The 24,687-nt window shown below is 68.9% G+C and carries 23 protein-coding genes and 1 tRNA gene; 2 read left to right on the forward strand and 22 right to left on the reverse strand.

Features of this window, described 5'->3' with window-relative positions; translation table 11 throughout:
* Window positions 1–3: 3 nt before the first annotated feature.
* The 18 genes from FBZ87_RS11160 to FBZ87_RS11245 all read right to left on the reverse strand — a co-directional run bounded on the left by FBZ87_RS11160 (window position 4) and on the right by FBZ87_RS11245 (window position 14,191).
* On the reverse strand, window positions 4–1,518 hold the full coding sequence (locus FBZ87_RS11160; RefSeq protein WP_145610378.1) for a sigma-54-dependent transcriptional regulator: 1,515 nt from the start codon (window positions 1,516–1,518) through the stop codon (window positions 4–6).
* A 12-nt stretch (window positions 1,519–1,530) separates the two neighbouring features.
* Complete coding sequence (hypE, locus tag FBZ87_RS11165) at window positions 1,531–2,559, reverse strand: hydrogenase expression/formation protein HypE (protein WP_145610379.1); 1,029 nt, start codon at window positions 2,557–2,559, stop codon at window positions 1,531–1,533.
* On the reverse strand, window positions 2,556–3,698 hold the full coding sequence (hypD, locus tag FBZ87_RS11170) for a hydrogenase formation protein HypD (RefSeq protein ID WP_145610380.1): 1,143 nt from the start codon (window positions 3,696–3,698) through the stop codon (window positions 2,556–2,558). Before hypD ends, hypE begins: the two co-directional genes overlap by 4 nt.
* On the reverse strand, window positions 3,685–3,966 hold the full coding sequence (locus FBZ87_RS11175) for a HypC/HybG/HupF family hydrogenase formation chaperone (RefSeq protein ID WP_145610381.1): 282 nt from the start codon (window positions 3,964–3,966) through the stop codon (window positions 3,685–3,687). The genes hypD and FBZ87_RS11175 overlap by 14 nt, the downstream gene beginning before the upstream one ends.
* Before the next feature lie 8 nt (window positions 3,967–3,974).
* Window positions 3,975–4,853: a hydrogenase nickel incorporation protein HypB gene (gene hypB / locus FBZ87_RS11180; protein ID WP_145610382.1), complete on the reverse strand. Its 879-nt coding sequence runs from the start codon at window positions 4,851–4,853 to the stop codon at window positions 3,975–3,977.
* Window positions 4,853–5,194: a hydrogenase maturation nickel metallochaperone HypA gene (gene hypA / locus FBZ87_RS11185; protein WP_145610383.1), complete on the reverse strand. Its 342-nt coding sequence runs from the start codon at window positions 5,192–5,194 to the stop codon at window positions 4,853–4,855. The genes hypB and hypA overlap by 1 nt, the downstream gene beginning before the upstream one ends.
* The gene (locus FBZ87_RS11190; protein ID WP_145610384.1) at window positions 5,194–6,156 is read right to left on the reverse strand and encodes a hypothetical protein; all 963 of its coding nucleotides are present in this window, start codon (window positions 6,154–6,156) and stop codon (window positions 5,194–5,196) included. The genes hypA and FBZ87_RS11190 overlap by 1 nt, the downstream gene beginning before the upstream one ends.
* Window positions 6,153–6,695, reverse strand: a complete 543-nt coding sequence (gene hybE / locus FBZ87_RS11195) for a [NiFe]-hydrogenase assembly chaperone HybE (RefSeq protein ID WP_145610385.1) — start codon at window positions 6,693–6,695, stop codon at window positions 6,153–6,155. The genes FBZ87_RS11190 and hybE overlap by 4 nt, the downstream gene beginning before the upstream one ends.
* Complete coding sequence (locus tag FBZ87_RS11200) at window positions 6,692–6,916, reverse strand: rubredoxin (RefSeq protein ID WP_088872952.1); 225 nt, start codon at window positions 6,914–6,916, stop codon at window positions 6,692–6,694. The genes hybE and FBZ87_RS11200 overlap by 4 nt, the downstream gene beginning before the upstream one ends.
* Window positions 6,913–7,764, reverse strand: a complete 852-nt coding sequence (locus tag FBZ87_RS11205; protein ID WP_211106913.1) for a hydrogenase expression/formation protein — start codon at window positions 7,762–7,764, stop codon at window positions 6,913–6,915. Before FBZ87_RS11205 ends, FBZ87_RS11200 begins: the two co-directional genes overlap by 4 nt.
* A gap of 10 nt (window positions 7,765–7,774) precedes the next feature.
* Window positions 7,775–8,218: a thioredoxin domain-containing protein gene (locus FBZ87_RS11210; RefSeq protein WP_145610386.1), complete on the reverse strand. Its 444-nt coding sequence runs from the start codon at window positions 8,216–8,218 to the stop codon at window positions 7,775–7,777.
* Window positions 8,215–8,532: a HypC/HybG/HupF family hydrogenase formation chaperone gene (locus tag FBZ87_RS11215; RefSeq protein ID WP_145610387.1), complete on the reverse strand. Its 318-nt coding sequence runs from the start codon at window positions 8,530–8,532 to the stop codon at window positions 8,215–8,217. The genes FBZ87_RS11210 and FBZ87_RS11215 overlap by 4 nt, the downstream gene beginning before the upstream one ends.
* Window positions 8,532–9,254, reverse strand: coding sequence for a HyaD/HybD family hydrogenase maturation endopeptidase (locus FBZ87_RS11220; protein ID WP_145610388.1), 723 nt, complete (start codon window positions 9,252–9,254; stop codon window positions 8,532–8,534). The genes FBZ87_RS11215 and FBZ87_RS11220 overlap by 1 nt, the downstream gene beginning before the upstream one ends.
* 240 nt (window positions 9,255–9,494) lie before the next feature.
* Window positions 9,495–10,217, reverse strand: coding sequence for a Ni/Fe-hydrogenase, b-type cytochrome subunit (gene cybH / locus FBZ87_RS11225; RefSeq protein WP_145610389.1), 723 nt, complete (start codon window positions 10,215–10,217; stop codon window positions 9,495–9,497).
* Between the two features lie 13 nt (window positions 10,218–10,230).
* Complete coding sequence (locus FBZ87_RS11230; RefSeq protein WP_145610390.1) at window positions 10,231–10,812, reverse strand: HupE/UreJ family protein; 582 nt, start codon at window positions 10,810–10,812, stop codon at window positions 10,231–10,233.
* Window positions 10,813–10,830: 18 nt separating this feature from the next.
* Window positions 10,831–12,630, reverse strand: coding sequence for a nickel-dependent hydrogenase large subunit (locus FBZ87_RS11235; protein WP_145610391.1), 1,800 nt, complete (start codon window positions 12,628–12,630; stop codon window positions 10,831–10,833).
* Entirely contained in the window at window positions 12,630–13,730 is a 1,101-nt protein-coding gene (locus tag FBZ87_RS11240) for a hydrogenase small subunit (RefSeq protein WP_145610392.1), read from the reverse strand. Before FBZ87_RS11240 ends, FBZ87_RS11235 begins: the two co-directional genes overlap by 1 nt.
* A 385-nt stretch (window positions 13,731–14,115) precedes the next feature.
* Window positions 14,116–14,191, reverse strand: a tRNA-Glu gene (locus FBZ87_RS11245).
* A 455-nt stretch (window positions 14,192–14,646) separates the two neighbouring features.
* Here FBZ87_RS11245 and FBZ87_RS11250 point away from each other — a divergent pair.
* Window positions 14,647–14,943, forward strand: coding sequence for a Nif11-like leader peptide family natural product precursor (locus FBZ87_RS11250; RefSeq protein ID WP_145610393.1), 297 nt, complete (start codon window positions 14,647–14,649; stop codon window positions 14,941–14,943).
* Window positions 14,944–14,978: 35 nt separating this feature from the next.
* Window positions 14,979–17,834 carry a type 2 lanthipeptide synthetase LanM family protein gene (locus FBZ87_RS11255; protein ID WP_186454701.1) on the forward strand — a complete coding sequence of 952 codons (2,856 nt, stop codon included), beginning with the start codon at window positions 14,979–14,981 and terminating at the stop codon, window positions 17,832–17,834.
* Here FBZ87_RS11255 and FBZ87_RS11260 read toward each other — a convergent pair.
* From FBZ87_RS11260 to FBZ87_RS11275, 4 genes are all read right to left on the reverse strand, one after another.
* On the reverse strand, window positions 17,813–20,038 hold the full coding sequence (locus FBZ87_RS11260) for an NHLP bacteriocin export ABC transporter permease/ATPase subunit (protein WP_145610395.1): 2,226 nt from the start codon (window positions 20,036–20,038) through the stop codon (window positions 17,813–17,815). The two genes, FBZ87_RS11255 and FBZ87_RS11260, sit on opposite strands and share 22 nt — an antisense overlap.
* A 2-nt stretch (window positions 20,039–20,040) precedes the next feature.
* Window positions 20,041–22,203, reverse strand: coding sequence for an NHLP family bacteriocin export ABC transporter peptidase/permease/ATPase subunit (locus FBZ87_RS11265; protein WP_145610396.1), 2,163 nt, complete (start codon window positions 22,201–22,203; stop codon window positions 20,041–20,043).
* 38 nt (window positions 22,204–22,241) lie between these two features.
* The gene (locus FBZ87_RS11270) at window positions 22,242–23,510 is read right to left on the reverse strand and encodes an NHLP bacteriocin system secretion protein (protein ID WP_145610397.1); all 1,269 of its coding nucleotides are present in this window, start codon (window positions 23,508–23,510) and stop codon (window positions 22,242–22,244) included.
* A gap of 183 nt (window positions 23,511–23,693) precedes the next feature.
* Window positions 23,694–24,635 (reverse strand): glutaminase, encoded by a 942-nt coding sequence (locus FBZ87_RS11275; RefSeq protein ID WP_040843375.1) that lies wholly within the window; start codon window positions 24,633–24,635, stop codon window positions 23,694–23,696.
* Between the last annotated feature and the right edge of the window lie 52 nt (window positions 24,636–24,687).

The raw sequence follows: 24,687 nt of genomic DNA on the forward strand, positions 1-24,687 counted from the left end.
GGCTCAGCCCCCCGTCACGCGCTTGGGCGCCCCAGGGGGCGCCGCAGGGGGTGCCAGAGGGTGGACGTTCTCCAGCCCGTAGCGTTCCAGCTTGGCCCGTAACCCAACGCGGGACAGCCCCAGTTCCCGCGCCGCTTGGCTTTTGTTCCAGCGGTGGCGGATCAGGGTTTCCCGGATGATGCGCGCCTCCATGGCGCTGACCCGCTCGCGCAGGTCGCCGGCCAGGCCGGCGATGTCGGCGAAATCGTCCTCGCGCGCGCCGACCCCGTGCGGTTCCGCCCGCAGGATGTGGGGGGACAGCAGATCCGCCTCCAGCCGCCGGCCTTCCGTGGCCCGCACCATCAGGCGCTGCACCTCATTCTGCAGCTCGCGGACATTGCCCGGCCAGTCATAGCGGGCCAGGCACTCCAGCGCTTCCGGCGAAATTCCGGGCACGCGCTTGCCCATCTGCGCCATGGCGCGGTCCAGCAGCACCTCCACCAGCAGGGGCAGGTCGCCCTTGCGGTCCTTCAGGTCGGGCAGGCGGATGATCATGCCGGCCAGGCGATAGAACAGGTCGGCGCGGAAGCGCTTGGCCCGAACCTCCTCCTCCAGATCCTTGTTGGTGGCGGCGATCACCCGCACCTCCACCTTGCGCGTGCGGGTTCCCCCCAGGGGCCGTATCTCCCCCTCCTGCAGCACACGCAGCAGCTTGACCTGGAAGGCGGGGGAAACCTCGCCGATTTCATCCAAGAAGACGGTGCCGCCGTCCGCCCGCTCGAACAGGCCGACATGGTCCTCGATGGCGCCGGTGAAGGCGCCCTTCTTGTGCCCGAACAGCTCGCTCTCCAGCAGTTCGTCGGGCAGGGCGCCGCAATTCTCCACCACGAAGGGCTGGTTCCAGCGCAGCGAGCCATAGTGCAGGGCGCGCGCCGCCAACTCCTTGCCCGTGCCGGAGGAACCGAACAGCAGGACCGGCACGTCGAAGGGCGCCACTTGGGCCAGGCTGCCGCACACGGCCTCCATGGGGCTGCCCTTCGCGCGCACGATGCCGTCGTCGAAATTGTAGGCGCGGCGCAGCTTCTCCTTCCGCTCCCCCACCACGCGGGACGCGGCGGCCGGCAGCATCTTCATCTCCACCGCCAGCAGTTCGTTCTGCCGCTGCAAGGCATAGAGGCGGCAGGCGCCCTTTAATGTCAGCAGCAGGTTTTCCGGGTGCCAGGGCTTCGTGACGTACTGAAAGATGCCGGCCTGGTTGATGCCGTCAATGATGTCATGGGCGTCGGTATAGCCGGAGATGATCATGCGCACGACCTCCGGCCAGCGCTCCTTGACCTCCGTCAGGAATTCCACGCCGCTGCGTTCCGGCATGCGCTGGTCGCACAGCACCACCTGCACCGGATTGTCGGCCAGCCGCCGCTCGGCCTCGATGGTGCTGGCGGCGGTCAGCACGTCGAAGTCCTCCTCCAGGATACGCCGCAGCGATTCCAGGGAGCGCAGTTCGTCATCGACGATCAGGACGGTGGGAAGGTCGGCCATCGCTCCTCTCCGCTAGCAGATGCGCGGAAGCTGTTCGCCCGACAGCCAGTCAACCACGCGCTGGCCGCCGATGGCCGTCGTCATGCGGACGAAGCCGGGCTGGCCCACGGTAACATGACCGATCAGCGCCGCGTCACGGCCTTCCGCATGGTCCCGCATCACTGCCAGCAGCGTCTCCGCGTCCTCCGGCTCGCAAACACAGACCAGCTTGCCTTCATTGGCGATGTTGAGTGGATCCAGGCCCAACAGCTCGCAGGCCGCCGCTACCTCCGGCCGGACCGGGATGGCCCGCTCATCCAGCAGCATGCCCACGCCGGCGGCGTTGGTCAGTTCGTTCAGCGTGGCGGACAGGCCGCCCCTGGTAGGGTCGCGCAGGACCGCGATGCCCGGGACGACAGCGACCATGTCGGCCACCATGCGGTGCAGGGCGGCACTGTCGGACCGGATTTCCGTGCCGAATTCCAGGCCCTGGCGCTTGGACAGGATGGCGATGCCATGGTCGCCGATGGGGCCGGACAGCAAGACGGCCTGCCCAGGGCGCAGCCGGCGTGGGCCGATGTCCACGCCCGCCGGCACCACGCCGATGCCGCTGGTGGTGATGAAAACGCCGTCGCCCTTGCCGCGCTCCACCACCTTGGTGTCACCCGTCGCCACCGGCACGCCGGCCGCCCGGCAAGCTTGCCCCATGCTGGCGGCGATGCGGTCCAGGTCCGCCAGGGGAAAGCCTTCCTCGATGATGAAGGCGGCGGTCAGCGCCACCGGGCGGGCACCGGCCATGGCCAAGTCGTTGAGCGTGCCGTGCGCGGCCAGGGAACCGATGTCGCCACCGGGAAAGAACAAGGGCGAGATGACATGGGCATCCGTCGTCACGGCGATGCGGCCAGAACCGGCGTCGATGCGCGTCGCGTCGTGCCCCTGGTCCAGCAGCGGGTTCGCCAGGTGGCGCAGGAAGATGTCGCGGATCAGCCGGGCCATGGCCCGGCCGCCGCCACCGTGGCTCATGTCCACGGCACCGGAAAGATCGGGGGACGGGGTGGTCATTCGGCCGCCATCTCCGCCAGGGTTTCCATTCGCCGGTAGGTCCAATAGGCGGCGCACGCCCCTTCGGAGGAAACCATGCAGGCGCCCATGGGCGTTTCCGGCGTGCAGGCCTTGCCGAACAGCTTGCAGTCCTTCGGCTTCTTCACGCCGCGCAGGATGGCGGGACATTCGCAGGACTTGGTCTCGCGGCTCCGCTTCTCGCTGAGGGTGAAGCGTTTCTCTGCGTCGAAGGCAGCATACTCCGCCCGGATGGCCAGTGCGCTGTCCGGCACGCTGCCCAGCCCACGCCATTCGAAGCTGGGCCGCAGCTCAAAGATGCCATCCACCAGTTCCTGCGCCTTGGCGTTGCCGTCCCGCGTCACCACCCGGGTGTATTGGTTCTCGACCTCCACTCGCCCCTCGTTCACCTGATGTATCAGCATGAGGACCGACTGCATCACGTCCAGCGGCTCGAACCCGGCGATGACCACCGGCTTGGCATAGCGGGCGGCCAGGAACTCATAGGGCCGGGAACCGATAATGGTGCTGACGTGCGAGGGGCCGAGGAAGCCGTCCAGGCGGGCGGCCTGACTGGGATCGATCTCCGGCGCCTCCAGGATATGGCGGATGGCAGGCGGGGTCAGCACATGGTTGCAGAAGACGGAGAAATTGGCGATGCCCTCCGCCTGGGCCTGGACGATGGCGGCCGCGCTGGGCGGGGTGGTTGTCTCGAACCCGATGCCCAGGAAAACCACCTCGCGCCCCGGATTGGCGCGGGCGATGTCCAGCGCGTCCAGCGTCGAATAGACCATGCGGATGTCGGCGCCATCTGCCTTGGCCTTCAGCAGCGACCGCCGTCCCGTGCCCGGCACGCGCAGCATGTCGCCATAGCTGCACAGGATGACGCCGTGCCGTTCCGCCAATTCGATGGCGTCGTCCAGGCGGCGGGCGGGCAGGATGCAGACGGGACAGCCGGGGCCGTGCACGAAGCGCACATTGGCCGGTACCAAGTCCTGCACGCCATAGCGGAAGATGGCGTGGGTGTGCCCGCCGCAGAACTCCATGAAATTATAGTCGCGCGCCGGGTCCGCCGCCGCGGCGATGGCGGCGGCCAGGGTGCGCGCCAAATCCCGGTCGCGGAATTCATCAACGTATTTCATGCACCACCCCCGCGCTCTTCGCTGTCGCGCCCATATCCGCCACCTCGGCCTGCAGCAGTCCCGCCTCGGCCATCATGGCCAAGGTGCGCCGCGCCTCCTCCTCACTGACACGGTGCAGGGCGTAGCCGACGTGCAGCAGCACGTAGTCGCCCACCGCAACCTGCTCCAGCAGGGCCACGGAGACCTGCTTGGCGATGCCGCCGACCGAGACGCTCGCCATCGCGCCGTCATGCAGCGCCGTCACCAGCGCGGGTATGGCCAGGCACATGGTTCCCCCTATTCCGCTGCCTGGGAGGGCCGGCCGGACAGCGCCATGAGGCGGGCGCCGCGGACCCAATCCAGCCAGGCCTGCATGCCTTCGCCCGTGCGGGCCGAAACCTTCAGCAGGCGCACCCGGTGATTGACCTTGCGCGCATTGGCCATGGCCAGGTCGACGTCGAAGTCGAGATGGGGCAGCAGGTCGGTCTTGTTGATCAGCACCAGGTCGGCGGCGGCGAACATGTCCGGGTATTTCAGGGGCTTGTCCTCCCCCTCCGTCACCGACAGGATCGCCACCTTGTGCGCCTCCCCCAAATCGAAAGCCGCCGGGCATACCAGGTTGCCGACATTCTCGATGAACAGGACGGAACCGTCGGCAGGATTCAGGTGGTCGACGGCGTGGCCCACCATGTGGCCGTCCAGGTGGCAGCCCTTGCCGGTGTTGATCTGGATGGCCGGGGCGCCCGTGGCGCGGATGCGGTCGGCGTCGGCGCTGGTCTGCTGGTCGCCCTCGATGACCGCGCAGGGGAACTCACCCGCCAACATGCCCAGCGTGCGGCACAGCAGCGTCGTCTTGCCGGACCCCGGGCTGGACACCAGGTTCAGCGCCAGGATGCCCGCCTCGGCGAACCGCGCGCGGTTGGCGGCGGCATAGCCGTTGTTCTTGCCCAGGATGTCGGCCTCGATCTGAATCAGGCGCGCCTGGCTCATGCCCGGGACGGCAGTGCCCGCAGGCCCGCCGCCGTAATCCAGCGTCCCGTCCGCGCCGTGGTGGTGATGATCATGGTCATGATGGTGATGGTGGTAATCGTGGTCATGATCATGGTGGTGATCATGTCCATGGGTGTCGACCTCGATCTTGACCTGGCCCTCGCCGCATCCGCAGACCGTACACATCACGTCACCTCCAGTTCGCGTATCTTCATCTCTTCCCCGCCCGTCACTTGGATCTGGTGCGAGCCGCAGCGGGGGCATGGGTCATAGCGCCGGCCGATTGTCACGGTCACGGCACAGGGCAGGCACCAGGCGGTGCCGGCCGTCTCGACGATCTCCAGCCGGGCGGCGGCGGCCACGCTGCCGCGCATGACGACGTCGAAGCCGAAGCGCAGCGCCTCCACCTCCACGCCGGACAGGGCGCCGATTTCCAGGCACACCCGTTCCACCCGGCTGAAATGCCGGGTCCGGGCCTGTTCCTCGATCAGGACGCGGATGTTCTCGCAGATGGCCATCTCATGCATCAGGCCAACTCCACCGCGTAGTCCACACACGGGTCCAGCGCCAGCATCATCACCTCGGCCCATCGTGCGCGATCGGCGGACGGCCACGCGCGTAGCCCCTGGATCTGCCGCTCCGCCCACCCACCCGGCGCGAAAGCGCGATCCGTGGGTGACAGGATACGATAGCGCTCCACCCGCCCGGCCACCACGCCCACCTCATGGACCAGGGTGCCCCGGGCGCAGGGCACCGACGCCATCCCCCAGCCCGGCCCGGCCGTCGTGCCACGCAAGGGGGCGGCATCACCGGCGCGCAACACGTTCAGGCGTGCCGGCACGCGGCAAAGATCGATCAGCCGGGCGACATGGCAGGCGATGAGCGAACCGGCAGGCAGGGCGCGGGACAGGAGGGGGTGGTCGGCATGACGCGCCGCCAGCGACCCCGGATCCACCTCGCCCGTCGGCGTCAGCATCGACGCGTCGAACAGGGTGGCGATGAAGCGCGCGGCCACCGTACGGCCAGCCCCGGCCCAGCGGGCCAATTCGACCGTCGAGGTCATCGCCAGCCACCGTTCGGGCGACAGGCCGGCCACCGCCTCCCCGATCAGGACTGCGGGGTCATCGGCGGCGGAGAGCGCCATAAAGGCGCGCGCGGCGGCCAGATCCGGCGCCTCCCCCAGCAGGCGGGCCCAGTCCAGGCTGATGCGCAGGGCGTGCTCCCGCACCACCTCCGTCCATGTCCGGATTTCACGCGCCATCAGTTCACCGGTGGTGGCTTCCAGGCCCAGCGCCGCTTCCATCGCCAGCTCCGCCGCATGCCCCTGCGCATTGGCGCAGATGGCGAACAGCGCCCGGACCAGGGATGGCACCCGTTCCACCGGCGCGGCCGCCAGCAGGCCCGTGACATCACCACGTGGCGCGTAGCTTAGCGCGGCCGTGCCCCCGGCATCGGCCGGAAGCCGCAGGATGATGGCCGGGCGGGTCATGATCCCGCCTGCGATGGTCCCGTCTGGCCCAGGCCGAACAGCGCACGCCGGCTGGGCGGCGCCGTTGGTTCCGGCTTGGCGGGCGCAGGGACAGCAGGATTCCCCGCCCAGATCGTGGCCATGCCATCGTCATCGGCGTCCGGCTCAGGCGCCGCCATGATTTCCGCAAGGGCGGCGTCCGCCGTCGCCACTGCCGTCTCCTGATCCGCGAAGTCGAACATGGGGGAGAACAAGGAGCAGCTCCAATACCCGCCCAACTCCTCCTCATGCCCCCAGATGCCTTCGTACCTGCCGGACGGCAACGCCAGGGCCGCCTTCGCCCCCACCTGCCGGGGCCCTTCCTCCGCCACGGGCAGCAACAGCAGGTTCATGAACCACGGGGTCACCAGCACGCCCACCCAATGCCCGCCATGGCGGTGCAGCCCCCGCATCGCCACCGACAGCGCCGGGTTCATCACCGGAACGCCGGCCATGCGCGTCGCCGCGATACGGGCGAAGACGGTCTCGATGCGGGTGGAAAGGGCGGGCGCGTCGGTCATTCGTCAGCAATCACCATAAAGCCGGCCTTGGCGCTGTCGCACTCGGGGCAGGTCCAATGCTCCGGCAGGTCCGCGAAGGCCGTGCCGGGCGGCACCTGCCAGTAGGTGTCGCCCACCGCCGGGTCGTAGACATGCCAGCAGATCTTGCACTCCAGCTTCGTCCCGGGGCTGATCTTGCTGACATCGCCCCCGAACGATCCGGCGAAGAAATGATCCGTCACCGGTAAATCTCCATGATCTCGCGCAGTCGTTCGGCGGAATCCGCCAAGTCCTCCTCCGCCGCCAGGGCGACCTGCGGGATGGGGCAAATCTCGATGCTGTTGAGAATCAGCGTGTCCTGGGAATTGAAGTACTGCGTCCACCAGCAGCCTCGCGTCCCCGTCGACCGGATGCGGCAGTTGCCGTAGCCGCGCGACAGGATGACAAGGCCGCCGCGCCCCAGCGCCTCATCCAGGAAGGCCAGGTCCTCCTCGGTATGGGGCAGCAGGGACAGGTTGATGACATGGCCCGCGCCGCCGGCCTCCCCGACGCGGGGAATATGCTCATTGATTTCGGCGATCAGCGGCGGCGCGTTGAAGATGTTGGGGCGTGCCGTTTCCGGCAGGACGGCCGCGCCCCTCGCGCCGTTGAAGGCGCGCTCGACCAGCCCTGTCGGGAAAGGGGCACAATCGACATAGTCGCGCAGGCGCCGGCCGGCGGCGTCGCTTTCGCGCACCCGCCATACCCCGGCGAAGACGGATTCCTGGGCCTGGACGTCGGTCCCGAACACCACCGATACCTCGCCCTCGCCCAGCAACTGGTCCACGAACGCCAGGTTGGCGGCATCCAGTCGCGTCAGGTCCACCCGCTGCGGTCCCGCGCCGTCCACCGCGCGGATCAAGGCCGCCAGGATGGCGTGACCCGCCGCCACACCCTGCGGCACCGCCTGGGCGGCATCCGCCTCCGGCACGTTGGCGGCGGAGAAGATGGCCATGCCGTCGGGCATCACCATGTAGTCCAGCCGGCCGCCGTCGAAATCTTCGGGCTGGCTGCCGGGCCCGACCAGGGCACCGCCATGGGCGTCGTTCATCAGTCTCTCCTCAATGCACAGCGTCGGTGCCGCAGCCGGCGGGCAGGCGGAAGGCAGGGGGAACGCTGGGTTCGCGCCCGAGGATTTCGGGAATCTCACGCATATAGTCCGCCCAGTCGCGGATGCCTTCGATGGCGCCCAGATAGCCGCCCAGGCGCAGGAAGACCAGGGCGGGATAGCGAGCGAAGCGGAAGCGCCGCTGTAGCGCGCGCTCATCCGCCCGTGCGGCGATCAGGGGCACGACATGGCCGCCCATGGCACCGTCCAGCTCCGGCAGGATGGCGGCGACATCGTCGCTCTCCGCCACCCGCCAGTGGTCGCCGGACAGGAACAGCATCGCCAGCGGCTCCCCGGCGCAGATATCCGCCAGCTCCGCCTCCCCCACCACCCGGTAGTCGCACCGGGCCATGACGGACTGCAGCAGGGGGGAAAAGTCGTCGCGCGCATCGCTCATGCTTCAGGCTCCGGAGTGGGACGCAAATGGCTGGGTAGTTGAGGTTCACGGCCGATCAGGTCGGCGAAGGCGGCGTCCAGGTCGGCCGGTTGCCCCCGCATGACCGCCTCTAGGGCGCTCAGCGCCGCCAGGGACCGCTGGGCGGCCTCAGGGCTCATCACCTCCCGCGCGGCGCCCAGAAAGGTCATGAGCCAAACGCCCGGGGCGACGTCGCCCACCAGGCTGGTGTCGATGGATAGTATCTCCGCGCCGGACCGGCAGCGGGCATGGCCGGCGCCGATCTCCACCACCTGCATGGGAATGCCGATGCACATCAGGCGTCCATCCCGGGCGCGCCCGCCATGGGGTGGGCTACAAGGGGGTGGGCCACCAGGGCCTGCATCTCCACCTCGAAATCCGCGGGCCCCGTCCAGCCGCCGGCGCCCAGTACCCGCGCGTCGCCGCCGCGGAAGGCCGTCGCCTCGTCCGGACGTTCCGCCTCATAACGGTCCAGCATCATTTCCAGCGACCCAATCCCCTGCTCCGCCGGCAGCGGCACCGGGCGCGGGGTGGCGGCGACGCCAAAGCCCGCCAGATACTCCAGCGCCAGCGCGATGGCCGGCTCCACCTGGGCTTTGACCTCCGGCCGCAGGCTGCCACCAAAATCCTCCAGCTCAACCGGTTGCACGCCGATCAGCAGCTGGTGGGCGGGGCTGTCGCCCATCATCTCCGCCATGGCCAGTACCTCCTGGAAGCCGGTCTGGTGCAGGGAAATCTTCTTGGCACCCAGAAACTTCGGCACCTCCGCCCCCTCCACCCGCTTCAGGGTGCCGGGCGGCAGGGCGTAATCGACAGCATCGAAGACGACAAGGATGTCGGCCTCGCGGATTTCCTGAACCAGGTAGATGCCCTGCGTGCCGCCGTCGATCAGGCGGACGTTGGCAGGAAAGGCATAATGGCGGTGCATGTGCTCCACAGCCCGCACGCCGAACCCTTCGTCGGCCCACAGCAGGTTGCCGATGCCCAGCACCAGCACGCGGGGTCCGCTTGCCGTCATCACTTCCACGCCTTTCACTCCCCTGTCATCCGACGGGCCGGATGTTGGGGGTGGTTCAGCAAGGGACATGCCAGCGCACCGTTCAGCGCCGAAACGGCTGAAGCTTTGGGGGATGGCGGGCCATCCTCAGCGCCTTACCGGATAGAATCCTTCCAGTTGGAAGGGGAACTGGAAGTTCATTTTCCAAATGAAAAAGGGGGCCGCGAAGCCCCCCTTTCCGATTGGAAACTTGCCTGGACCTCAGGGTTCGTCGGTGGGCCCGCCATCGCGGAAGGTGCGCCAGCCCGAGAACATCGAGGAGATGATGGACTGCCGGGACATGATGTCCTCCCGCACGGCGGCATAGATGTGGACGATGGCGAAGATCACGATCACCCACATGGCCATGTGGTGCCAGGTGTGAACCGTCTGGCTCTGCCCGAACAGGGGAATGACCCAGCTGGTGAACAGCCGGTGGATCCAGCCCGGCCCCTGGCCCTCGCCATACAGGGCCAAGCCGGTGACGATCATGAATAGCGTGCCCCACACGAACAGGACGTGCATGGACAAGATGGCCAGCGGGTTGTGCCCGCTGTACTTCTTGGGCTCGCGCTCCAGCATGGCATACCAGCGGATCTCATGGATCACGCCCAGCCAGAAGCTTTTGCGCCACACCGGCGGCCGGAAGATTTCGCGGGCGTGGTCGTTGCCCACGAAGGACCAGTAGAAGCGGAAGACGAAGCCGACGACCAGGATCTGCCCCGCCGAGAAATGCAGGAAGCGGATCCAGCCGAACAGGAAATGGGCGCTGGGCTCACCATGGATGGACGGCGGGGGTGAGCCGATCAGATAGCCCGTAACGCACAGTACCAGGATGGCGGCGGCATTGGCCCAGTGCCACAAGCGCACCGGCGCCTCATAGACGTAAACCGCCTCTTCCTTATGTGTTCCCGCCTTATGAGTTCCCAGGGAGGCCTCGCTCATGGCGCGTCCCCCCTTACAGTGCGGCGAGCGCGAGGCCCGCGACGCCCAGGGTCAGGCCGGAAGCCCAACGCCCCCAGCGGGTGGCCAGCAGGCCGCTGCCCAGGCGCCAGCCGGCGGCGTGCAGCAGGGCCGACGCCACCATGAAGCCGGCAAAATAGCCCGGCAGGTGGCCTCCCGCCTCCATGCCATGGGCATAGCCATGCACCGTGGCGAACAGGGCGATAAGGCCCAGGCCCGCGGCGTCGGGCAGTAGGGGGGCCACGATCAGCATCAGGCCCAGCAAGGTCACCGACAGCGCCGCCAGCGTGTCCACCGGGGTGAAGGCGCCGCCGGCCAGGCCGGCCAGCGCGCCGACCGCCAGCATGGCCACGAACAGCGCCGGCGCCTGCCAGGCGCGTGCCGCCGGCCGGGTGGCCGCCCACAGGCCAACCGCCAGCATGGCCGCCAGATGGTCCAGGCCTGTCAGCGGGTGGATGATGCCGGCGGCGAAGCCCCCGTCATGCCCCGGATGGGCCACGGCCGGGGTGGCGGTGAAACCCGCCGCCAGGACAGCCGCCGAGACGCGGGGGACCGATTTCGTGATGAAGCTCTTCATAGGATCAGTCTCCTTGGTTCAGCGGACTTTGACTTCGGCCAATTCCTGCCCGTCCGGCCCCATGACATGGGTGGAGCAGGCCAGGCAGGGATCGAAGCTGTGCAGCGTGCGCAGGATTTCCACCGGCTCTTCCGCACGGGCCACCTTGGTGTTCATGAGCGACGCTTCGAAGGCGCCGATATTGCCCTTGTTGTCGCGCGGGCTGCCGTTCCAGGTGGTGGGTACCACGCACTGGTAATTATCGATCTTGCCGTCCTTGATGCGGATCCAGTGGGCCAGCGCGCCGCGCGGCGCCTCGGTGAAGCCCACGCCCTTGACCTCGGACGGCCAGGTCTTGGGATCGAACTTCGCCGTGTTGGCGGTCGAGGTGTCGCCCGCCTTGATGGTGGCGATCAGCTTGTCCAGGAAATAGCGTTGCTTGCGCGCCGCCCACTGGGCCTCCAGCGCACGCGCCGCTGTCCGCCCCAGGGTGGAGAACAGCGCGTCCAGCGGCACGTTCAGCGCCACCAGGGTGCGGTCAACCTGATCCTTGATCTCGGCATTGCCCTGCATGTAGCCGACCAGGTAGCGGGCCAGCGGCCCCACCTCCATGGCATGGCCGCGCCAGCGCGGCGCCTTGATCCAGCTGTACTTCGCCCCTTCGTCCAGCTGGACGATGTTGGTGCTGGTGCCCTTGGCGTTGGGGCCCAGCTGGTAATGGGGTTCGGTCACGCCGTCCCAGGGATGCAGGCCCTTGCTTTCATCCGGGTACTTGTACCAGCTGTGGGGCACGAACTCCTGCACCTGCTCGGGATCGGTCAGGTCGACGGGGTGCACCTCCGACAGCTTGCCGTCGATGATGGCGCCGTGGGGCATCAGCAGGTTGCGGGGGCTGTAGTCGTTGGCCCGGTCGGGGATGTCGCCGTAGGCCAGCACCGACTTGTTCGACAAACCGCCGCCGTACAGCCAGTCCTTGTAGAACCCGCCGATGGCGATGATGTCGGGGATGTAGACGTTCTCCACGAACTCGATGCAGCGATCGGTGATGGAAGAGACGTAGTTCAGCGACGCCATGTTCACCGGCGCGCCCGCTGCCATGTCGCCATCCAGGTTGATGGCGCAGGGAACCCCGCCCACCAGCCAGTTGGGATGGATGTCCTTGCCGCCGAAAATGGTGCGGACGCGCATGATCTCCTTCTGGAAATCCAGCGCCTCCAGATAATGGGTCACCGCCATCAGGTCGGCCTCGGGCGGCAGCTTGTAGGCCGGGTTGGTCCAGTAGCCGTTCTTGAAGGGCCCCAGCTGCCCGGATTCCACGAACTTGCGCAGGCGGGTCTGGATGTCCCGGAAATAGCCCGGGGAACTGTTGGGATGGTGGGGCGAGACGGCCTGCTGCAGTTCCGACGTGGCCTTGGGGTCAGCCTTCAGGGCGTTGACCGGGTTCACCCAGTCCAGGGCGTGGAGGTGGTAGAAATGGACCAGATGGTCATGTACCTGCAGCGACAGCTGCATGATGTTGCGGATGCTGTTGGCGTTTTCCGGAATCTGGATGTTCAGGGCATTTTCCACCGCGCGGACGGAGGTGAGCGCGTGGGTGCCGGTGCAGACGCCGCAGATGCGCTGGGTGAAGGCCCAGGCGTCGCGCGGATCGCGTCCCTTCAGGATGACCTCCAGCCCGCGCCACATGGTGCCGGTGGAGACGGCGTTGCGGATGACGTTGTCGCCGTCGAGGTTGACCTCACAGCGCATGTGGCCCTCGATGCGGGTGACCGGATCGACCACGACGCGCTTGCCGCTGGTGTCGAGCTGGTAGCCGTTGGGTGTCGCAAGCGTGGGCATCAGTCCCGTCCCTCTCTCTTATCGTTGGCACCGCTGTTGGAGCGGGCGCGCTTGACCGCGCTGGCCGCGGCATGCACCGCGGCGGCGGCGCCGACGATGCCGGCCGCCGTGCCGCCGATCTTGTCGGCGTTGGCCTCGATGCCGAAGCCATGGACATCGCTCAGGCGTTCATAGAAGCCGCCCTTGTCCCAGAAGCCGTCCTCGGAACAGCCGATGCAGGGATGACCGGCCTGGATGGGGAAGCTGAGGCCCCCGTTCCAGCGCACGGTGGAGCAGGCGTTGTAGGTGGTCGGGCCCTTGCAGCCGACCTTATACAGGCAGTAGCCGCGGCGCGCGCCCTCATCATCGAAGCTTTCCACGAACTGGCCGGCATCGAAGTGCGGGCGGCGATAGCATTTGTCATGGATGCGCTGGGAATAGAACATCTTCGGCCGGCCCTGCATGTCCAGTTCCGGGAACCGGTCGAAGGTCAGGATATAGGCGATGACCGCCGTCATGACCTCGGCGATGGGCGGGCAGCCCGGCACCTTGATGATGGGCTTCGCCGGCAAGCCGGGCACCTTGTGGATGGGTGTCGCCTGGGTGGGGTTGGGCCGGGCGGCCTGAACGCAGCCCCAGCTGGCGCAGCTGCCCCAGCTGATGATGGCCTTGCAGTGGTCGGCCGCCTTCTTCAACTGTTCCAGGTACGGCTTGCCGCCGATGATGCAGCTCATGCCCTCCTGGTTCAGCGGGGGGTTGCCCTCGCACGCCAGGATGAAGTTGCCTTTATACTTCTCGATGGTCTCGTCGATGATGGATTCGGCCTGGAAGCCCGCCGCCGCCATGATGGTATCGTCATAGTCGAGGCTGATCATCGACAGGATGACGTCCTTGGCCAGGGGATGGGCCGACCGGATGAAGCTTTCCGAACAGCAGGTGCACTCCAGGCCGTGCAGCCACAGCACCGGGATGCGCGGCTTGGTCTCCATGGCGGTTTCGATGGCCCGGGCGTAGGAGGGACCCAGGCCCAGCGCTGCGGCCGTCAGGCTGCAAAATTTGGTGAAGCTTCGCCGGGTGATGCCCTGCCGGCGCATCACCTCGTAAAACGTCTCGCTCGCCATTCCGGCATTTCCTCCAACGTCCCCGGCGGGGCTGTCTCGCTCCGCATCGGTGACATTTGGGCAAAAAGCGTGCCAGGCAAAAAATTGAGGGCGCGAAAGGCTTAATGGTATCGGCGCTTCCCCTCAGGGGTGGAAAGCACCTTTCCAATTGTAAGGTAACCGCGCATGCGGAAGCCACGGCGCCTGACCAGCGGATGGATGAGCCCATGATCGCGGAGGCGCCGTTCCCGCAGCCGCCCTTTGCCTCATCGGCACCCGCGGCCGCGGCGAGCCGTCCCGGCTCTTCCGAGGGTGATCGTCGCTATGGGAATGTACTTCCGCTGGCGTCCCGCGGATCCCTCTGTCCCAGATTGTCCCGCAAAATCCAGCCGAAACGCTGGAAGCGTGGCGTCCCCTACGGGATTCGAACCCGTGTCGCCGCCGTGAAAGGGCGGTGTCCTAGGCCTCTAGACGAAGGGGACATGAGGCGGATGGAGGGTGATCCACCCTATGTGCGGCCACCCTCGGGGATGGCATTCTACGGCAGACTGTGCCGCAGGGGTACAAGATACTGTATTCGCTTGCGGAGGATACGCCACCCCTTGAAAAAATCAGGGCGCCGCAAGCGGGGTGAACATATGGCACATGGCATTGGCCTGACGCAACTGGGTTTCGCAGGTATCAGACATCTTTCTGATGCCGTGCCGGCTCCCACGCGGAAGTGGGGGCGAACAGCCTGCGAGGCTTGGACTCTCCGCGCCCAGGGGTTCTTTGAAGACGGACCTATGGCTTTGCTGGCCGCCAACTTCTGAAGGCCAGGTGGCCTTTGAAAGTCCGCCCCCGCTACCCCGCACTAAAGCGATAGCAACTTACCGGCGTATTGATGCCTTGCTCTTTACCGTGTATCCGGGACCGGACACTGGTGGGGGATGATGTCATGTCGCAGTCGGAACTGGAAAAGCTGAAGGCCCTGATCGCCTCGGACGCGGAAATACTGAAGGGCATAGCCGGCGGGGGTGATGTGAAGGCGGCGGCCAAGGCGCTGGCGGACTTCGCGGCCACGCGCGGCATCCAGCTGACCGCCGATGAGATCGAGGGCGTCTTCGCCGCCCGGGCCGGCAGCGCGCCCACGCAGATGGAACCGCTGGACGACGATGCGCTGGATCACGTTTCCGGCGGCGGCTCCCCCTACTGCATATACACCAAAGGCTGCTACTGCATCTTCACCAAGTAAGACCGGGCAAGTCGCCCGCGGTGACGGCGTCGCCCGTGGACACCCCGCTCCTGGACATCCCGTTCCTGGACATCCTGGCGCCGCTGGTCGACCGGGCGGCGGAGCATCTTGACCGGTCTCTGGCCGGCGGCATCGTGTTGCCGCTGCCGGCCAGGCGGGGCGCGACACGGGCGCTGGCGGCCCGCCTGGGCGAGATTGCCGGCCCGGCCCTGACGGCGGCGTTCCAGGCGGCGGAAGCAGTGCCTGCCATCGCCCGCCTTTATGATGAGCCACCGGCCTGGGTGCCCCGCGACCGCTATCGCGCCTTCGCCGAGGCCGCGCAGGGACCGCAAGCCGCTGCTCTGCTGGCCGACTGGCCCGTGCTGCGCCACCGCCTGGACCGGATGTGCACCGATTGGGTGGACGCCATCACGGCCTTCGCCCGCCATTTCCACCAGGACGCCCCCGCCCTGGCCGTCCGACATCCCGCGTGGCGGGGCGCCGTGCCGGCGGTGATCGACCTCACCCCCGGCCTGTCCGACCCCCATGGCGGCGGCTGCACGGTCATTCGCGTCACCTTGGCCGACGGCACGCGCATCGCCTACAAGCCCCGCGCCCTGGCGGCGGAGGTGGCGTTCGGGCACCTGCTGGACTGGCTGAACGTCGCCGGCACCGCCCCGGCCCACCGCGTCCCGTGGGTGATGGACGGCGGCGACCATGGGTGGATGGAATGGGTGAACCCTGCCCCCCTGCCCGATGCGGCCGGGGCGCACGCCTATATGGAACGGTGCGGCGGCCTTCTGGCCCTCATGTTCCTGCTGCGCGGCAGCGACATCCATCCCGACAACTTGATCCCGGCGGGCCTCTTTCCCGTCATTGTCGACCTGGAATGCCTGTTTCAGCCCGGCCCGGCGGATCTGGGCGTGGCCGATCCCTTTGACGACCCACACCTGTTCACCAACGGCATCCTGCCGGTCTACACCTCCTTCGACGGTGGGGCGACATTGGCGCCCCTGGCCGCCGCCGGCTCCGGCCCCCTGGCACTTAGGCCGCAAACCGTGGTGCGTCACGCCGGCACGGATTGGCTACACCTGGGCGAACAGCCGGTGCCCAGCTTCACCCCCGGTCCCAGCTTGGGCGGCGTCCCCCTGGACGTACGGGATTTCAGCGCGGCGGTCCTGAACGGTTTCCAGGCCACCCTGCGCACCCTGGTCGCACACAAGACGGCGCTGATGGCGCCGGAGGGCGCGCTGGCTCGGTTTCGTAATAGCCGCTGCCGCCTGCTGCTGGCCGCCACCAACCTCTATGGGCTGGTCCTGGCACCCGCGCTGATCGGCGAGGGGGCCAAGGATGAGGCCGCCTTTACCCGACATTTGGCGCGGGCCGCAGGCCGCGCGCCACTGCTGGGCGATCCGGCCGCCTGGCGGCGGGCGCTGGCGGCGGAAGCGCGGGCCCTGGACCGTCTGGACATCCCGGCCTTCACCTTCCGTCCCGGCGACCGCGTGGCCTGGAGCGTTGAACCCGCCGGCACGGCCGCCAGCCCCTTGGGCCCGGTATTCGCCATCCCCCCGTACGACCAGGTGACGGCGGCCTTCGCCGCATTGGATGACGGTGCGATCAACCGGACAACGGCCCTGCTGCGCGCCGCCCTGCGCCCCCCCGCCCTGCCTCCCCAGGGCGTGGGCTTCGTGGCGGAAGCCATCCCAAGCCCCGACGTCCGCACCACCCTGCGCGCGCTGGCCGACCGGGTGGCCGGTCTGGCCGTGGCTCAGGAACCCGGAACGCAGTGCTGGGTGCGGCTATGGGAGCAGATGCCGGCCCTGACCGCCCCGGCGGGGCCCGGCCTATGCTACGGCGCCGGTGGCATTGCCGTCTTCCTGGCGGAGACCGGGCGCGCCTTGGACGACCAGCGCCTGCTGGACCTGGCGCGGCAGGCGCAGCAGCCCTTGCGGGCCGCCATCCACCGGGGGGAAGCACCACGCCTGGCCCGCCGCTTCGGGCCCGGCTATGGGCGCGGTCTGGGGGGGATGATCGCCGGCTTGGCCTGGTGCGCGAGGCTGCTGGACGACCCGGCCCTGGCCCACGACGCCCTGGCGCTGGCGGTCGCGACGCCCCAGGCCCTGGCGATCGAGAATGGGCCGGTGGGCGATGCGTCCGATGTGATGGACGGTGCCGCCGGCCTGGCCTGGGGCTTGGCCGTCCTGAATCCCGGGCCGATCGTTGCCCAGGCCATGACCGCCTGCGGAGCGGCGCTGCTGGCCGCCTCCCAAACCGATGGCGTGGGCGGGCGGCATTGGCCCGGGCGCCGGCGGGCGGGATTGGCCGGTCTGTCCCACGGCGCCGCCGGTATCGCCACCGCCCTGGCCCACATCCATGCGGCCACCGGCGATGCCCGGTGCCACGCCGCCGCATGGGAGGCCGTGGCCTATGAGAACACGCTGTTCAATCCGGCCGCCGGCGATTGGCGGGCAGGCCGTCAGCAGAGCTCGTCCACATGGTGCCATGGCGCGCCCGGCATTGCCCTGGCCCGCGCGCTCTTGATGGACCTGATGGGGGACAAGGACGGCTGGCTGGCCGGCGACCTGCACACCGCACTGGCGACCTTGCGGGCATCCTCCCTGGGCCAAGTGGACGACCTGTGCTGTGGCGAGGCCGGACGGCTGGAGATCCTGGCCACGCTGGCCGCCCGGTTGCCGGGCGTGGAGGATGAAATCGACACCGCCCTGAACACCCGGCTGGCCGACTGGGCGGCCGGACGGGGCCGACTGATGGCGGCGGACGTGGCGGGCGCACCCGACGATGCCGCCCTGTTCCGAGGCCATGCCGGCCTGGGCCACCTGCTGGTCCGACGTCTGGCACCGGACTTCGCCTGCGACGTGCTGCTGCCCCGTCAGGTGTCTCGCGTCAGTTGACGCCGGGCGAAGGCGGCGAAGAAGCCGTCGCGGGCCATGAGGGTATCGAAGGCGCCCTCTTCCTCCACCCGGCCCTGGTTCAGCACAATGATACGATCGGCCCGCCGCACGGTGCTGAGGCGGTGGGCGATGACCAGGCGGGTGCCGGCGATCTTGTCCAGGCTGGCGGTCACCGCTGCCTGGGTATGGTTGTCCAGCGCACTGGTCGCCTCATCCAGCATCATGATCCGAGGCCGTGCCACCAGGGCACGGGCCAGCAGCAGGCGCTGGACCTGCCCGCCCGACAGGCCCGTGCCGCCGTCGGTGATCAGGGTGTGAAGGCCCATCGGCATGCGCCGCACCTCGTCGGCCAGCGCCACCTGGGCCAGCGCGTCCCAGGCGGCCTCCTGCCCCAGGTGAGTGGCGGCACCCAGCACATTGTCCATCAAGGTCCCGGGCATCAGGCGGCCGTGCTGCAGGACCACGCCGCACTGTCGGCGCACGGCCCGCAGATCCAGGCCCGCCAGATCGACGCCATCATAGAGCACCAGGCCGGCATCCGGCCGCTCGAAGCCCAACAGCAGGCGGAACAGCGTCGACTTGCCCGTTCCGGACGGGCCGACGAAGGCCACGAACTCCCCTGGCCGGACGCTGACCGACAGGGTGTCCAGGATGCGGGGAGTGTCCGGCTTATACTGAAAGGTGACGCGCGACAGCTCGATGGCGCCGGTCAGCGTGCCCGGGTCGGCCTTGTCCGCCGCCTCCGGCAGGGCCTGGAGGATGGGGCGGGCGTGCTGCACGATGGGCGCCAGGCCCACCATTTCCACGGCGGCCGCCGCCAGGCCCCGCAGGCCCTCCAGGGCGGCGGTGAAGGCGGTGACGAAGGCGGCCAGCAGGCCCAGGGCGACGGTGTCGGTCCAGCCGCCCATGACGCAGGCCGCCAGCAGCGCCGCCGTGGCGAAGGCCTGGTAGCCCACGCCCACCGTGTCCAGCAGGCCGGCCGCCCGGTCGGCGCCGAACTGGGCGCGGCTGGCCTCGGCGTACAGGCGCGCCCAGCGCAGGAAGGCCCGGTCCTCCGCCGCCGCCAGGCGCAGTTTGGCGATGCCGCTGGCCAGTTCCAGCGTCAAGCCGGACATGCGGGCGTCACCCCGGATGGCCGCCGCCTCGTGCCGGACGCGGCGCAGGCCCAGCACCACGGTCACGACGGCCAACATCAAGGTCAGCGCGATAGCCACCAGGCCCAGGCGCCAGGAATAGCCCAGCATGACGGCGTAGGAAACCAAGGCCACCATCCCCGTCATCACGGCGTTGATGGTGGAGGCGGTCAGCGTCTTTTCCAGGCGGGCCACGGCCATGACCCGGGTTGCCATGTCACCGGTGGAGTAGCCCCGGAAAAAGCCCGTGGGCAGGCGCAGCAGGCGGTCCATCACCGCCGCCTGCACCCGGCTGCCCTCCAGCCCCTCGATGCGCAGCATGGTCAGTTGGGTGGCCAGGCGCAGCAGCAGGGTCATGACCGCCAGTAAGGCCAGGGCGACGGCCACCTGCACCACCCGGCCCAGATTGCTGTCGGGGATGGCGCCTTCCAGCAGATAGCCCATGGCCAGCGGCACACCCATGGTGAACACGCCGGCCAGCAGGGTGCCGCCGGCCAGGGTGGCGATGTCGCCCATCCGGGCGCGCAGCAACCCCTTGGCCAGGCTGCCCGGCGTCAGTGCCTGGTCCGGCAGCGGCGGGTACAGGGCGTAGGCCTGGCCGGCCAGCAGTACCGCCTCGGCCGCCGGCAGCGGCCGCGCCACGCGTGTGTCGGGGTCATAAACGGTGTAGCGGCCCCGCCCGCCGGGGCTGAGCGCCAGGGGCGACAGCGGCGCCGGCCGTAGCAGCAGGAAGGCGCCGCTGTCCTGCCGCCACCAGCCGGGATCCAGTTGGACGCCCCGAAGGCGCACGCGGCTGGCCCGGGCCAGCGCCTCCAGCGCCGGCATCGGCGCCCCCTCCTGCTGGCGGGGCGGCAGGCGCACCTCAAAGCCCAGCACCGCGCCCAGATGCGCGAAGGCCAATACCAGGGGCTGTTCCGACAGGGGAGCCAAGAGGGACGCGTGAGTGGCGCCGCGGTCCGGTCCCAATACCCCGCCCCCCAATACCCCGCTCAGCGCCTGCAGGGCCAGCAGGCCGGCATGGCGATCGCGGGCTGCCCGCTCCTCCCCCTCCAGCCGGTCGGCATCCTCCATGCTCACGACTCCACCAACTGGCGATAGGCGCCGCCCGCCGCCATCAACGCCTCATGGCCGCCGCGTTCCAGCACCCTGCCATCCTTCAGGACGATGATCTCGTCACAGTCGCGAATGGCGCTGAGGCGGTGGGCGATGATCAGGCAGGCGCAGCCGCGACGGCGGACATTGTCCATCAACGCTTGTTCAATGGTCGGGTCCAGGGCGCTGGTGGCCTCGTCCAGGATCAGCAAGCTGGGCTCCATCACCAGGGCGCGGGCGATCTCCAGCCGCTGGCGCTGGCCGCCGCTCCAGTTGCGGCCGGCCTCCTCCACCCGGCCACCGTAGCCGCCGACGCGGGCGACGATGTCGTCGTGGATCATGGCGTCCTTGGCCGCGCGGATGATCCGGGCTTCGGGCACGGCCTCGTCCCACAGGGTCAGGTTGTCGCGCACCGTGCCCTCGAACAGCAGGATATCCTGGTCCACCATGGCCAGCGACGCGCGCAGCCGGTCGCGCGGCACGGCGCGCAAGGGATGGCCATCCAACAGGATGTGGCCGCCCAGCGGGTCGAACAGCCCAGCCACCAGACGGCCGACGGTGGACTTGCCGCTGCCCGACGCCCCGACCAGGGCCACCCGGGCGCCGGGAGCGATGTCCAGATCCACGCCGTTGACCACCATCGCCCCTTGAGGGGTGTAGCCGAAGGTGAGGTCGCGGACGGCCAGGGCGCCGCTCAGCTTGGCGCCATCGCGGATGGCGGGTGCCGCCGGCGCGTCCGGCCGGTCGCCCGCGAATTCCCAGGCCAGGGGCGTGGTGGCGACGTCGGCCAGCTGATCCAGCGGGCCGCGCACCTGCTTCAGGCTGGTGACCTGACGCATCAGGGTGGACAAGGCAGCGGCGAAGGCGGTGATCAGGGTCTGGAAAGCGGCCAGTTCGCCCACCGTCATGTTGCCCGCGATGACGAAGCCGGCGGACAGGGCCAGCACCAGGCCCCGGTTCAGCAGCATGACACCGTCGGGCACGGCGCCCAGCAGCGCCTCGATACGGCCGGCCGCCTGACGGTCGCGCACCAGGGCGGCCAGCAGGCCGGCCCACTGGCCGAAGAACACGTCGTCGGTACCGCTGGCCTTCAGGGTTTCCACCATGCCGATGCCCTGGATGGCCCGGCCATGCACCTTGATGGCCGCCATGCCGGCCTTGCGGACCCGCTCCTCCAGCCGGCGTTGCGTCAGCGCCAGGGCGGCGATGGGAATGGCGGCGGCCAGCAGGGTGACCAGGGTCAGGATGGGGCTGTAGAGCAGCATGGCCAGGGTGAAGAAGACGCTGGACGCCAGGGCCAGCGCCGCCTTCACCGGCTGTTCCGCCGCCTGCAGGCCCAGGGGACGGGCCAAGTCCACGCGGCCAGCCAGGGCGCCGGCGTGGCGCTGGCCGAAGAAGCGCACGGGCAGGCGCAGCATGCGCCAGACCATGCGGCCGGCCGCCAGGATGGCGATGCGGGTGTGCAGGCGCACCAGCAGGCCATTCTGCAGGCCCGTCAGTCCCCACTGCACCACCGCCGTGGCCAGCAACACCCCCAACAGGGGCATGCCCCAGTCCGCCTGGCCCTGCACAAGGTAATAGTCGACGAACACCTGCGTCGCCGCCGGCACCACCAGCCCAGGCAGGATCAGGGCGACGCCCGCCAGCACCGCCAGCGCCAGGGGGGCGTTCGTTCCCGCCACCAGGGCCGCGATGTCGCGCCAGGTGCTGGGCACGGCGCCGGATCGACGGAAATCCGCCCCCGTCTGGAAGGTCAGCACGATGCCGGAAAACAGGGCGTCGAACTCCGCCGCTGTCAGGACGCGGCGCCCGGCAGCGGGGTCGTTCAGCTGCACCCTGCCGCCCGCCATGCCCTCCAGCACCACATAATGGCTGAGGCCGACGAAGACGATGCAGGGCATGGCGATGTCGGCCAAGTGGTGCGGCTCACAGCGGAAGCCCTTAGCCTCCAGCCCATAGGCCCGGGCCGCCCGCACGATGTTGGAGGCGCGGCTGCCGTCGCGGGAAACGCCGCAGGCCTCGCGCAACTCCGGCAGGGGCACCCATTTGCCGTGGTGGGCCAGCACCATGGCAAGGCAGGCGGCGCCGCACTCCGCCGCCTCCATCTGGAAAACCGTTGGAATGGGGCGTGGACGTGCCGCCATCACCTTCCGGATCGCGCCCGATACCGCCGCCGCTGCCGTCACGGATCAAGCCCCAGGGCGTCCAGCACCGGTTCGATGGCGGGGAAGGCCAGGGCGATGATGCGCGTGCGCTCCACCACCACCCCGCCCTTGATGACGGTACCGCTTTCCACCGGCCGCGCGGCGCCCCGGGATGATGACCAGGCGAAACCGCTGACGGTCGCCGGATCGCGCCGCAGGGCCACCCGCACCTCGAACGGCGGACCGTTGGCCATCAGACTGGTGACGAAAGCGTCGTTCTTCAGCGTCTGCTGCACCGCCTCCCGCGTCGCCGCCGTCTCGGACACGCGGATGACCTCGCCATGGATGAAGCCGTCACGCTCCACCTTAACGGTGGAGGGAATGATCTGCACCGCCATGCCGGGGCGTATCTTCTTACCATCGGCTGGGGCGACGTAGAGGATAGCCACCAGCCCGTCGCCCGCCACCACCCGACCTTCCGGCACCAGGCGCATCAGGGCCGAACCTACGGCCACCCGGTCGCCGGTGGCGGCCGACAGCTCGATCACCCGGCCGGTGATGGGCGCGCGAACCTCGGTCCGCGCCGCGCGTTCGGCCATAGCCTCGGCCAGATCCTGCCGACCCTGGCCGATCTTGCTCTCCAGCTCCAGCAGCTCGCGCTCATCCTCGATGGCGCGCTCGTCCGCCTCCACGCCCAGGGTGTTCAGCGCGTTCAGGGCGGCGGTGATGTCGCGCTGGGCCTGGGCGCGGTCGTTCTCCGTCATCAGGATGCGCTCACGCGTGGCATAGCCGCGCCCCATCAGCTCATGCTGGCTGGCCAACACCTGGCCCAGCGCCGCCTCCCGCTGGCGGGCCTGCTGCAAGGCCTGCTCCCACCCCTGGCGCCGCTGCTCGTCATCGCGGGTGCGGGCCGCCCGGGCGCGGGCCTGGAAGTCCTTCAGCCGCCCCTCCTCCGCCTCCAGCCGGGCCAGGCGGGCCTGGACCGTCTCCAGCCGGGCGTCCAGTACCGGGTCCGCCAGCACGGCGACGATCTCCCCCTCATGAACGGCGCCGCCGACACTGGCCTTCAGCGCCGTGATGGCAGCACTGCTGGGCGCCGTCACCAGGGCCACGCCGCCGCTGCCCTGCAGCACGCCGTTGCCCGCCACCTTGACCGGCGCGGTGGCGACCAGGGACCAGGCCAGTCCGCCCAGCACGGCCGCCAGGAAGATGCCGAACACCAGCCAGCCCAGCGGGAACGACACCCGCACCATGCGGTCGAGCTGGTCCGGGTTCGCAGGCCGGAAGGCGGGGGCGGAAGAACTCATAAAGGCGACCGCTATGACGGGAAACAAACGTCATTGGTGCGGAAGTTCATCCGAAAAGGCAAGGTGCGCGAGGATGACCGGAAGTAATGCCAACGGCATGAGACCAACGACCGCCTTCGCAAAATGCGATTGCAACCCCCGGTGCGGTCGCGACTCTTCCGTCCAGGCCGGCACCACGCCGCGTCATCGATCTGACAGGCGGCCTGGATTAAACAGGCTCCACCCCGTGGCCTCGGCCAGGCGCTCCAGGGCGAGGCTGCCCAGCTGGGAGTTGCCGTTGGCGTTCAGGCCGGGGGACCAGACGGCGATGGAGGCCCGGCCGGGAACGATGGCCAATATGCCGCCGCCGACGCCGGACTTGGCCGGGATCCCGACGCGGAACGCGATGTCGCCGCTGGCGTCATAGTGGCCACAGGTCAGCATCAGGGACAGGATGCGGCGGGCCCGTATGGATGAAATGGTGCGTCCGCCCCCGGGATGGCGGCCATCCAGCATCAGGTAGCGTCCGGCGGCGGCAAGCTGGCGGCAGGTCATCTCGATGGCGCAGGCATGAAAATAGGTGCCCAATACGAGGTCGGGCGCATGCCGCAGCACGCCATAGGATTTCATGAAATGGGCCAGGGCCCGGTTGCGTTCGCCCGTACGCTCCTCCGACCGGGCGACCTCCTCATTGATGGCGATGGATTCATCCTCCGCCAGATAGCGGACGAACTGGACCAGTTCGCCGATGGCCTCACGGGGCGGATGCCCCGCCAGATTCACATCCGTCACGACGATGGCGCCGGCATTGATGAAGGGGTTCCGCGGAATGCCCCGCTCCGCCTCAAGCTGGACGATGGAATTGAATGCCGTGCCGGAGGGCTCGCGCCCCACCCGCTCCCACAGCTGGTCCCCCGCCTTGCCCAGGGCCAGCGTCAGGGAAAAGACCTTGGATATCGACTGGATGGAAAAGCCGACCTCATCATCCCCGCCGGCATGGCATTCCCCATCGACGGTATAGACCGCCATGCCGAACCTGGCGGGGTCGACCTTGGCCAGGCTGGGGATGTAGGTCGCGACCTTGCCACGATCGGGCGCGGCCCGCATCTCGTCGACGATGTCCTGGATGATACCTTGGAGAGTCACGGGCGCTGCCATATCAGACGGGCGGGAAAGGGGCGGGTGCCCCGGCGGTTGG

It is taken from the genome of Nitrospirillum amazonense, from assembly GCF_007828035.1.
Taxonomy (GTDB): Bacteria; Pseudomonadota; Alphaproteobacteria; order Azospirillales; family Azospirillaceae; genus Nitrospirillum; species Nitrospirillum amazonense.